The sequence below is a fragment of the Larkinella harenae genome, from assembly GCF_054780515.1.
The window spans coordinates 13697-25046 of sequence record NZ_BAAGWE010000018.1; the positions used below are offsets into that span (position 1 = coordinate 13697).

The following is an 11350-nucleotide window of genomic DNA, read 5'->3' on the forward strand; positions in this document are numbered from 1 at the left end:
TATTCGAAAAACAGAATTAATAATAGACAAAAAATTGAACAAAAAAATGTTTGAAAATTCAACCGAAAACTACTTAAAAAATGTTCAATATTCTGCCCTAAAAACTATGTGTACAAGCAAAAATATTTCACTTTTCGCACCACAGATTCTCGTGTTTCACTTAGCCATATGACGCTATGACTCCTTTTGAAAAATTCAGACTACAAATAGACCTGACCGAATACGCACAGCGTCAGGGATGGCAGATTGACAACAGCAAGTCCACCCAGACAGCCACCGTCTTAGACAAAAAAGCTCAGGACGTTACGCAGGATACGATTGTCGTTTACAAGGGGCCGGAACACGATTATTTTTATACGCCGGGTTTCCCCAGTGAAAAAGGCGATGTGATCCATTTTGAACGGTTGAAAAACGGGGCGGACTGGAAAGAAATCCCTGAAAAACTAGCGCGCTATGTTGCTAATCTGCAAACCGAGCGCTCAGTACCTAATTCCAACGCTTATTTCAGCCCCAACGAGGCTTTTCAGGTTACCTTCAAATTTCAGGAATTAACTAATACCGAATACCTGGAACAGCAGGGCCTGCGCAAAGCCACAATTTTCAGCAAAGAATTTCAGGAGCGGATCTTTAACCAGACTTTTAGCTATAAACAGCACCTGGAGAATGAAGTTCGACAGTTGAGTCAACAGATGCCCCTCTCCGGGGAAGATCAAAAAGCAATTCGGGACATGGGGGCCGGGAAATACTACGCTAAACCGTTTTGGGATCAATTGAAAACAATCCAAATGCATTACAGGGATACCCAGGAACTGCCCGCGAATTTTCTGGAAACCCTGCGCAGCACAAAAGGGGATCCGGTGCCGGAAGGCGCTACGGATCGCATTCGGGTGAATACCGCCTTTCCTTTGCGCAACGAAGCAGCTGTCGTGGCGGTTGCCAACTACAACGAGAATGGCCCTCCCACCGATCAGCCTAAAGCGAATGCCGTTTGGACGTCGAAAACCGATTTTGACGAGCGGCCCATTCAGCAGGTGGTCATTCACCAAAGTCCATTGCAGGCGCTTGCCTACCATCAGCTTAATCCCCCAATAGACGGGGAAAAGCGGCTATATATTGCAACGGCGGGTCCCTTTACGGCCGAACAGCCGGTACTCGTGGATAAGCTCATCAAGGATAGTCAGGCCCCCAAAGTAGTAGTCGCTCTAACGAACGATCGCAGCGGAATCCAGCAATCGATCAATCTGGCTGGGACAGTGAATCTGTCGGAGCAAAGCGAAACCCTGCAGGCCCGCTTAGGAGTCTATGACCGCACCGATGCCAGGCTGGTGGTTACAATCCATCATCAAGACCATTCAGAGGGGGAGCAGCGAATGAAAGCGGTGATGGACCGATTCACGAATGCCATCAATAAAAACATTCCGGAAGGAGCCGGAACAGAAGCCCATGCCGTCGTCGTTCATCAGGGCCATCGAACCTCCGCCGTCGAAATTTCTTTTCCGGCTATTCGGGAGAACCTGATCCGGGTCGAAAAAATCCTCATTCAGGAACGCGGCTTGGAAAATCAGTTGGAGGTGAAACGTCCGTCCCAGAAGGATTACAACGAGGATTTAAAGCTTGCCACTCCCTTTATAATCGCTCACCGGGAGAAGGAGCGGGATTATCCGGTCGGCCGTTACGGAAAAGAGCTGGAAGCTTACCACGCTCTCTCTGCAATAGCGAAGGAGAAGGCACAAACTGCTCCGTTCGCCATTTATACCGAGTGGAAAGACGGGACCGAAGTCAAAAAAATTGAGCTAGCCAGGTACGATCGGGACCAGGCAAAGGTGGTTGGGCAACCGGAATTTGAAAAACGGGTTGAACAGCAGGCTCGTCAGCAGCGGGCAGCACTCGCCACCACTCAGGCAAGGGCGGGTGATGTAAAAGTGATGGATTCGGATGGAAATACCGTAGCTAAAACCGAATTTCGGGTAGAAGCAAAGCAGGGAGGGCTTTCCACCGTTCAGAAAGAGCAGCGTTTTGACCAGGACGAATTGCAGCGGGAAGGGAGCAACGGGAAAGAGTTGCAAACGGCCATGAATAACGCGGTGACCGACGCCACCAACCGGAGGGGCGTTAAGACTGAAAGCACTAGTTTGCAGGAAACCAAGGCTGAAGGGAAGCAGGAACAGGAGAACCAGCGCTCTCTATCCAGGTAAGTGCGGCAACGCGGGGAGAGAAACACCGTACGTTGGTTTGTTGTCGGTGTGTAAAGCCGAAAAGCCGCTGAATCCAGGCATCAGAAGCGCCGCGGTGGTCTGCTGGGTGTATTACCGCTAAGGTGACACCCTTTTTCCATCAATTTTCGGCCCTAATTTGGCGTTAATCAAAAAAATAAAGTCCTTCGATGAGGTCTTATCAACTTAACTGAACCCGAATCCGTCGGTTATATCCTGGTTTAATCGGCCACCTGGTGGATTCACCGGGCTAAAAGCGGGGTAGGCGCATTTCCGTTCGAAACGCTTTTTGCGGGTTGTACGCTACGTACGGACCTAGGTGGGTTGTAGGATTTAGCTAATTCGAAACGAGATAAACGATGATATTACCGAAACAAAGAGACCCTCGATTCATAACGCTAAGACGGGGTGGAACGCTAACTGATTGTGATCATCGGTTGTTGGCCTTGTGGGCGGCTGCGTGTGCTGAACACGTCCTGCACTTGATTGAGCAGGCCAATTCGGACGACAAACGGCCCCGACAAGCCATCGAATTAACGCGGGCCTGGGTTAGGGGAGAGATTCCGATGAAACAGGCGCATCAGGCGGCGTTTGCGGCCAATGCCGCGGCAAAAGGAATGCCTGAGGCGGCTAGGTTGGCTGCCCTGGCCGCTGGGCAAGCGGTGGCAGTGGCTCATGTTGCGGCCCATGAACTCGGGGCCGCGGCCTACGCCATCCAGGCCATTCGGGCGTCGGTGGCCGAAAATGAGCAGGAAAAAGCGGGGTGGGCAGAATGCCAATGGCAGCGGGACCAACTTCCAGAGGCTGTTCGTGCGCTCGTGCTCGATGATCAAAAAGTAAGAAATCACCTTTGTTGGTTTGCGTTCCATTGCTAACGTTCGATGGGGGTAAAAACGTTGGGTTTGTTTCTATCCTACAGCGCTATTTTATGGCCCGGCTGCTGGGATAAACCTACGCAGACCGTGACCCGAAATACACGGATCTTACGGTGCTATAAACCAGGCGATACCGTTTTGTATCCTTCGATCTGGTTGCGGTTTTCGGGATGAAGTAGAACAAACGCATTGCCCCTATTCGATTCAAGAGGCTCAGCTAACGAATCTGTACCTGCCCAGCCAGGCCACCTATTGTCAACGGATGGATACAATTGATGTGGATAAAATCAGGCCAATTAAGTCGCGTTCAGCAAAAACCATTACCCTAATTGATTTAAAAGGGAGAACCCACCGGTATGGAGGGGCGAGTGTCTTTAACCCTTAGAAGTAAGCCGTGAAAATTATGTTTTACCACCGGGCGGCCCCGTCTACTTTTCATAGGTGCACTTTTAAGGGGCCAAGGCAACATCCTTAATTTCTTAGCGGTTTTAAACGAAGTTTTCTTCTGATCTCATCGTTTACAGGAACTCCTTCTTTGTACTAACATATAGATACGGTTTTCCTGTAGAGTCCCTCAGTTCTCAAAGCCCTTGGATTGAAGACAGGCAAGGCGTTGCATTGATGTATCGTTTTTTTGGTTGTAGGCCACGGTGGGCGTGCACAGACGTCATTAATCTTTAAATCACCCAAGCCAGTGTGACTATCCGATGCTCTCTTGGTCCAATAGCAAATGGGTCCTCAGAACCCAGACCGGTCACTTCAACAAACGACACGATACGTTAATGAAAAAGCTACTTATTCTTCTCTGCTTATTGCTCGCTGTATCCACGCATGCGCAGACCTTCAAGCCCTTTAAAGTCAATCTTTCACTTGGGTTTGCCAGCACAATATCGAAAAACCCTTCCGCCGGGGCTGTGTTTTCCCTTGAGCCTAAATACGGAGTAAGTGATCACTTGGATCTTGGATTACGACTCGAATCAGCAGCAATTGGGACTTCAATCTACATTAATGATGTTTATTCCCAAAAAGCAGATGCAAAAGCACTGAATTCAGGTGTTGTTTCGGCGACCTATCTAGTAACGCTTGGGTCTATCCGTCCTTTTATCGGCCTTGGCGCTGGTATTTACGGAATCTACGGAACCACTATCACGATACCCAGTGATCAAAATCAAACGCCAACCAGGGGCGAAGTAGGTAGCGAAGCTAAGTTTGGCACAATGCTGCGAGCCGGTTTAAAGGTTGGACATTTTACAGCAGCTGTTGAGTATAATGGCATCCCTAACTCCAAAGCCTCGTTAAGCCAGACAACGATTGAGCAAAAGAACAAATACATCACCTTAAAAATCGGCGTGGATTTTGGTGGTGGCCGGCGTTAATGAAAACGTTGGCTGAATAGGGAGATGGCTTCTTTTTCCGAGCATAGCCTTTCCATAGGGATAAATGGTTACTAAAACGCACCCAAAGACTTGGTTGAACCGCTTTAACCTGATGCTATGTCACCAGTATAGGTTGTACGGGCAAATTATACCTGCTTCTTACGTTGGTAATAGCGACGGGCTTTTTGGTGGGTGCCGCAGGCTTCCATGGTGCACCATTTCCGGCGATGGTTCTTGGTGGTATCCAGAAAAAACCAGGCGCAGCCTCCGCACTGTTTAACCAGGTTTTGGTCTTGCGTAGTCAGTAATTCATAGGCCGATAAGCTAAAGATCCAAATTACCTGCTGAAGGTCTGTTTGGGGATGTAGCCAGCTTACAGCCAGTTTGCTTACTTGCCGATGAAACCCTCGTTCGGCCATGGCCTCGTTGATGAGCTTGTTAAAAGCTTTCATTTCTGAAGCCGTAACCTTCCCCAATCCCCCGTTTACCAATGCACTGAATACGGTCAGCATAGATTGCCTAACCTGCCGGGCTTTGAGCAAGACACGCTCAGCGTGCTCGGGATTATCGTCGGCTAGTTGCTCTAAAGCCGCTAGGGTATCAGCATCCAGCAGCGATAAACGACGGGCCAGGATCAGCAGATCCGCGTACCGGTGCAAGCGTTCCACGGACTCATCGAGGTCCAGGGCTGTGTTGACAAAATCCAAACAAACAGCCCCTCCGGCTAGATCCATTTCGGCGATTGTACTGACTTTCGGCATTGCCTTTGCGTAACTAAAATTTTACGGGTAAAACAAAGTTAGACGGTTTATTGTTGCATCCCTATATTCATACTGTTAAAAGTCATTTTAAAGGTAATAAAATGGGCGCAGTAATGGTCTCAAGGGTGTGGCTTGTGTTAGCGTACGTCGCCATCTACTTTGTGTGGGGGACTACCTACCTGGCTAATCTGTATGCGTTAAAAGCCATCCCCCCCTTTATCATATCCTCCCTTCGCTATTTGGTAGCCGGCTTGTTACTAGCTACCCTTGCTGCTGGTAAAAGGCAGGTGTTTCCGCGTGGAGGCATGGTTCGTGACTTGGCCATCAGTGGTATCCTGATGCTGGTCGGCGGGTCAGGATTGGTTGTGGTAGCCGAGCAGTATATCACGTCGGGCGCTGCTGCGGTGATTGTCGCGACTGAACCTCTTTGGTTTGTTTTGCTGGATTCCTCCCGTTGGAAACTGTATTTTAGCGATAAAAAAGTACTTGCTGGTTTACTCCTTGGCTTTTTGGGTATCGTTCTGTTCATTCACTTTGCACCGGTGCGCACCCTGGATAACATTCCATCAACAAACTTGCTTTTGGGGACAGCCATTATCCTGGTCGGGACCATCCTGTGGGTAATTGGAACTTTATTTACGGCGCGGAGAATAAAGCCGGGGAGCTATACGCTTTGGCATCCTACCATTCAGTTAATGGCGGCCGGCTTTTTTGCTGGCTTGATCGCCTTGGTCAATGGTGAGTGGAAAGGTTTCGCTCCGCTAGCCGTGATCTGGCCCGCTTGGGGTGGCTTAGCTTTTCTAATTCTATTTGGTTCCCTGATTGCTTATCTTGCCTTTGCTTGGCTGGTTACCGTCCAGCCGCCCGCGCTGGTCAGTACTCATACCTACGTCAACCCCGTTGTCTCTGTGCTCATTGGCTGGCTCATGGCTGGCGATCCATTGCTGAACAGCAATGGATCGCCCTCCTTGTGGTCTTGACGGGTGTAGGTCTAACCCAACTATGTACAACCCATAATAGGGGGTAGGAGAACCAACATTCTTTGTTGGGTTCTCCTTCGGGCTATCCTACTCGTCATTTGCTGTGTTTTGAGTAGCCTGCCGAGCGGCCCTCCGCAGCAGGTGGCCATCCTGATTGGTATGCAATCCGATGTATCCACTTTTTCAATAGGGGAATTTTAGAATAACTTGTGAGTCTTTTGAAGGGCATAACCCTCAGTCTATTTAATTGCTCCTTTAATCGATGAAATTTGAGCAAACTGTCCTAGAAAATAAGCAGGCAACGATCAAAAAGATTAATTATAGAAAACGGTTTTGGTGTACAAGCTTTAATAGGGGACATGGTCGTGGTATTGAACACAAAGCTATTTTTAGTTTAACTCTGGCTTTCCGCTCCATAAACGACTCGAAAAAATGCATCCACCTTTTGCTGATCTTCTGGGAAGTTGTAAACGGCCGTAATTTTACCATCCTCAATTTTCCAAAGGAGACAGGACATGGTATTCAGATTCACAACACCATCCAGTGAGCTCCAGTTATGATGACAGTCAATCACGTAGTGTTCATTGACACCCATGACAATTGGGCTGGCTTGAAAAGCGGCCTTTCCTAATTGCGTGAAATACGTCATCACTTCAGGTATTCCGGTTTTTACCCCGCTTAAGGGATGATCGCCAGGAATATGCCATTGAATCGTGGGAGAAAGAAGCGTTTCAATGGCCGATTGATCGTTTGCCGCATACGCTTGAAAAAAACGGTGAACCAGTTCCAAATTGGGATGAGTGCTCATGGGAAATAAAGTAGTGTGCTAAACAGAGCGACAAAGCTACGGGACACTATCTTGGGAAAATTATGCACAAAGGACTAATTTTTGTTCGTATCGGCCATGGATAAACGACACGTAAACTGTGCCTCCCTCATTGATCAGACCACTACCTCGTTCATTCTTTATCATCAACACTTAGGTTGTTTTCATTCCGATTGGCACCAGCACGAATGGGAGCAACTGATCTATGCTGAGCAAGGCTGTATCCATTTAAATGGTCAGGGGAAAGTCATTCTTATCCCCAGGGGGTTTGGGGTTTGGATTCCAGCGAATACGGAACACGAAATCTGGTCGGACAGTCCGCAGTTGCACATGCGGTCTCTATGCTTCCCCTTAACGCCTAGCAGTGCGCCGGTGACCCCGTCGATAGCCGTGTTTCCTGTAACGGTTTTGCTCCGTGAAATGATCCGGTATACTGAAAAATGGAGTCAGAGTGACCAGGATAATGCACAGGCTACAACATTTTTGCGAGCGATCCACGATTTGCTGCCGGGCGAGGTCGAGAAAGCGATCCCGGTTTATTTCCCTTCGACTACCTATCCAAGACTAGTGCCAATTCTTATTTATATCCAAAGTCATCTGTCCGAGCCGCTAAATTTTCAATGGATCGCCCGCGAGTTTGGCCTATCCGGGCGCACGCTTTCCCGGCTTTTTACGCAGCACTTGGGGATTTCCTTTATGAATTATTGCAAGATAGCCCGAATCATGAAAGCCATAGAACTCATTGAAATGGGGAGCGAAAACGTGTCGCAGTTAGCCCTGGATGTGGGGTATGAGAGTCTGGCTACGTTTAGCAATAATTTCCTGGAAATTTGCGGTCATCGTCCCTTGCATTTTATTCGGGGGAAACGAGGAGGATAGCTATATTCAGCAGTGATCCAGTCCGAAGAATGGTACTACAATTTAATTGGCGATACTATCCAGGAAGAACCGTAAAAGCATTGGATGCAAGAGAAAATCAGAAAGAAATTGACAATACATCCCAACCAGGTCGGTGAGTTCTAAAGCGAGTTTGGTAAAAGGGTTAGCTAACCGACTCGCCTTGCCGGGGAATCACTTTAAGGCCTGAATTCGACCAGCGATATCATCGAGCCGCTCGAAGAGAGCAAAAGCTTTTTGGCGTAATTCCGACCTGCTTTTTTTGAGGTGTCCTATTTTTTCAATAGCGTATTCGACGTCTTTCTGGACTTCATTCACTCGCCTGGATTCATGTTTGATACCCGCAAGGTGTAAAATCTTCTTATACTCCAGCTGTAATGCCTTGATTGGATTGCCGATTGGCTTCCCATCGAAAGCTTCCAACGGCAATTCAACCCGGCTGCCGTTAGAACTAATCAGTAAGGCAGACTTTACAGTCAGACCGTTGGCAATAAGTCCGCTTAGAAAGTCAAAATGCTTTTCTAGGTCGGGTGTTTGATAACTAAATGTCTTTAGATCATCAAATGTAATGTGAAGTAGCATGAGGAAAGACGTTTAGCGGAAATGTATACAACAAAAGATTGGACTTTAAAGCTTCATCGAAGATCACCCAGTGATCGAACGGCCCTATACGTTGAGTGAGGAGTTCTCGACCGGTTACGTTTTCAATGGATTTAAATGAACTCTTCATATCATCAGGGCCAAAAAACAGCCAGGCCGACAATGTTTGGGCTTTGATGGCATTCCTTGGGAATGCCATGTTCGACCCGTAATGGGAGGCACTTTAGTCCAATTAGATGGGCAAGGTCACCGACAGAGTAAGTCAATGATGCTTTGCCAGAACAGCATTTAACGCTCTTAACCCACGGATAACAACCTCAGCTATGAGTAGCTACATTTGCATGTCGTTTTAATGAGATTAGAGGATGCAGAAACGTAGGCTGTTGACACCTGAATTTCTGCCTTCATCGGCCAATACCGTAGCAAAGGTACGAGCGAAGCGGACGGGTCGAAGTTGGGCCGGTAGAATCTCGTTGGAAGCAGAGCATGTCTTCCGGGCCTCAGAATGCTATCCGACGCTTACGGCAGCCGGAGTAAGCTTGTAACAGCCACAAAACAACCCAATGCTACCGTTTGATCTTGTGGTTGGGTGCCAAAAGACTGCCCAATGCAAAGGGTACTAAGGGAATTAAAACCAGCAATAGCCAGCCCGTTACTATGAAAATCCGTAAGACAAAGAATAGAAATGCCTCGAGTTTGTTATGGAAGTTAAGCGGAAGTAGCTTAGCCGTTCGTAGGGAATGAATCATTATTTATAGTCCTCTCGTCCTGACACACATTGATCAAAAGTACCTCCGATTCTATTGGGTATCGCTACCACTTATCCGGCTGACCAGTTTATACATTATAAACTGAACTATGGAGGTAACCAACTAAGGTAAAAATGTGATGAAAAACTTTTGGAAAACGGCCCTGAAAAGCGAAGCAACGGCTGAACCCGTCGCAATTGGAGAGAAATGAGACGGTTTTTAGCGCCAGCGGTGTGCGATGCGCTATGGGATAATTGCCAGAGAATGGTTCTCCTTAAACGGGGTGTTTTCCGAGGTTTGGATCAAGTAAACGAACTTGATCCAAACCTCGGAAAACACCCCGCACTTGTATGCCTGAGACAGTTGCCAGTCAACTTGTCCAGGCTGTAGGGGGGGGCACCTACCTGTTTATGGCTTTGGACGCCTTACCACCGAGGCCGTGAATGCTAATAACCAGGATTCTGGGTAATTTTTTGGCCGAAGTTTGCATCAATGAACTTTTGAGGAATCGGGAAAAGGCCGTTTTTATCCTGAATCGTATTGACGGTTGTTGGGAAACCATTGTATTTTTTAACCCGCTCAACCAGTTTGCCCATTCGACAAAGGGTTAATCGACGCGGTTCTTCTACGACCAATTCGCGCAACCGCTCATCCAGAATATAGTCCAAATCGACCTGAGCGGCCAATACGGGTTTGGCCTTCGCCCGGCTACGGACTACGTTGATATCATCAGCCGCTTTTTGCCGGTCTCCTTTCCGCAGATAGGCCTCGGCCCGGAGTAGGTACGTTTCGGCCAACCGCATCATGGGCCAGTCATTAAAAGTGGTCCCTTTTGCGGCTCCGGCCAGGGATAAGCCTTCAATTTTCCGAAAGGCAGGATAAAGATGGTACAGCGTATCCAGGTACGAATGGTACTTCACTTCCTGACCGTAATACTTTGACGCTGGATTGTTGTAGTACCACTTTCGGCGAATGTTGTACCCTGAATTGCGGATATCAGCCGGATCATTCCAAATCCCGTACAGGACGTGATTACTGGGACGAATCCAACTGACGCCCCGTCCTAAGCTATCGGTCAGCAGCATCCCCGAGCTATTGTTGGGATCTTTCGCGTCAAAATAACGCGCTCCCCAGGCCCGTAACCAGGTTTTTCCATTGGCACTGGCCCCACCCGAGGTCCCACCTGCCGTCTGAAATTCAAATTGAACCACCCATAAATTTTCCTGGTTGCCACTGCTTCGGTTTTGGTTGCCGTCCTTCCAGAGATCCGAAAAAACATCCCCGGGTTGCGCTTTCTGGGTTCCATAACGCTCCGTCATCAGCTTGTTTCGGCCCGAGCCAATGACCGATGACGCGGCCGTGATGGCTGCCTCATAATTGCCCAGACTGATGTTGACCTCCGAGAGCAAATGATCGGCGGCATCTTTCGTGATCCGACCGGACTGGGGTTCGGTGACCGGAAGCCACTGGGCGGCAAATTCCAGGTCTGCTTTGGCAAATTCCAGCACATCTTTACGGGAGCTCCGTTGGTAATCAACCCGGGGCTCCGTCGCCAATTTGTCCGCAATGACCACATCTCCATACAGGTTGGTGAGTAGATTCAACGTGTAGGCCCGAAAAAAACGGGCTTCAGCGATGACGGCATTTTTCTGGGCCTCGCTGCTCCAGACTGCCGTGGGCCGCTGAGCATATTCGATGATGAGGTTGGCGCGGGGTAGCTCTGTGGTATACGCCCAATCCCAGAAATAATTTACGACCCCGTACGTAGGGGTGAGCTGAGCCTGGTAATCCCGTAATAAAACGTCGCGTACGCCAATGGAACCGATATCCGTTCCCAGGGACAACGCCCACCAGCCATCCGCACTATTCAGATTAATCATCTCCCGCAGCCCCTGGTGAAGCGAGGTGATGGCGCTTTGGAACCCTGCGTTATTGACCAGTACATTGTCGGACCCCAGGAAACTGATTGGTTTTTCGTCCAGAACGGACTCTTTGCAGGATTGACCAGCCAGCAGCAGGAGGGCCACCAATCCTGTTTTTAAATGAGAAAGCAATTTAGTATGCATGATAGGA

At 48.6% G+C, this 11350-nt stretch carries 9 protein-coding genes; 5 read left to right on the forward strand and 4 right to left on the reverse strand.

Features of this window, described 5'->3' with window-relative positions; genetic code table 11:
• The first annotated feature begins 176 nt into the window (after window positions 1-176).
• From ACYVH9_RS30595 to ACYVH9_RS30605, 3 genes are all read left to right on the forward strand, one after another.
• Window positions 177-2195 (forward strand): hypothetical protein, encoded by a 2019-nt coding sequence (locus ACYVH9_RS30595; protein ID WP_460640263.1) that lies wholly within the window; start codon window positions 177-179, stop codon window positions 2193-2195.
• A 377-nt stretch (window positions 2196-2572) separates the two neighbouring features.
• Complete coding sequence (locus tag ACYVH9_RS30600) at window positions 2573-3088, forward strand: putative immunity protein (protein WP_460640264.1); 516 nt, start codon at window positions 2573-2575, stop codon at window positions 3086-3088.
• Between the two features lie 782 nt (window positions 3089-3870).
• A complete protein-coding gene (locus tag ACYVH9_RS30605) occupies window positions 3871-4464 on the forward strand; it encodes a hypothetical protein (RefSeq protein WP_460640265.1) in 594 nt (197 codons plus the stop codon).
• A gap of 146 nt (window positions 4465-4610) precedes the next feature.
• Here ACYVH9_RS30605 and ACYVH9_RS30610 read toward each other — a convergent pair whose 3' ends face one another.
• Window positions 4611-5225 (reverse strand): CGNR zinc finger domain-containing protein, encoded by a 615-nt coding sequence (locus ACYVH9_RS30610; RefSeq protein WP_460640266.1) that lies wholly within the window; start codon window positions 5223-5225, stop codon window positions 4611-4613.
• 53 nt (window positions 5226-5278) lie between these two features.
• On the opposite strand from ACYVH9_RS30610, the gene ACYVH9_RS30615 reads away from it, so the two are divergent.
• Window positions 5279-6205 carry an EamA family transporter gene (locus ACYVH9_RS30615; RefSeq protein WP_460640267.1) on the forward strand — a complete coding sequence of 309 codons (927 nt, stop codon included), beginning with the start codon at window positions 5279-5281 and terminating at the stop codon, window positions 6203-6205.
• 394 nt (window positions 6206-6599) lie between these two features.
• Here ACYVH9_RS30615 and ACYVH9_RS30620 read toward each other — a convergent pair whose 3' ends face one another.
• Window positions 6600-7013, reverse strand: a complete 414-nt coding sequence (locus ACYVH9_RS30620) for a nuclear transport factor 2 family protein (RefSeq protein ID WP_460640268.1) — start codon at window positions 7011-7013, stop codon at window positions 6600-6602.
• A gap of 96 nt (window positions 7014-7109) precedes the next feature.
• Between ACYVH9_RS30620 and ACYVH9_RS30625 the strand changes: the two genes are divergently transcribed.
• Window positions 7110-7910 (forward strand): AraC family transcriptional regulator, encoded by an 801-nt coding sequence (locus ACYVH9_RS30625; protein WP_460640269.1) that lies wholly within the window; start codon window positions 7110-7112, stop codon window positions 7908-7910.
• A gap of 192 nt (window positions 7911-8102) precedes the next feature.
• Here ACYVH9_RS30625 and ACYVH9_RS30630 read toward each other — a convergent pair whose 3' ends face one another.
• A complete protein-coding gene (locus ACYVH9_RS30630; protein ID WP_460640270.1) occupies window positions 8103-8510 on the reverse strand; it encodes a hypothetical protein in 408 nt (135 codons plus the stop codon).
• Between the two features lie 1213 nt (window positions 8511-9723).
• Window positions 9724-11343, reverse strand: a complete 1620-nt coding sequence (locus ACYVH9_RS30635) for a RagB/SusD family nutrient uptake outer membrane protein (RefSeq protein ID WP_460640271.1) — start codon at window positions 11341-11343, stop codon at window positions 9724-9726.
• Window positions 11344-11350 lie beyond the last annotated feature (7 nt).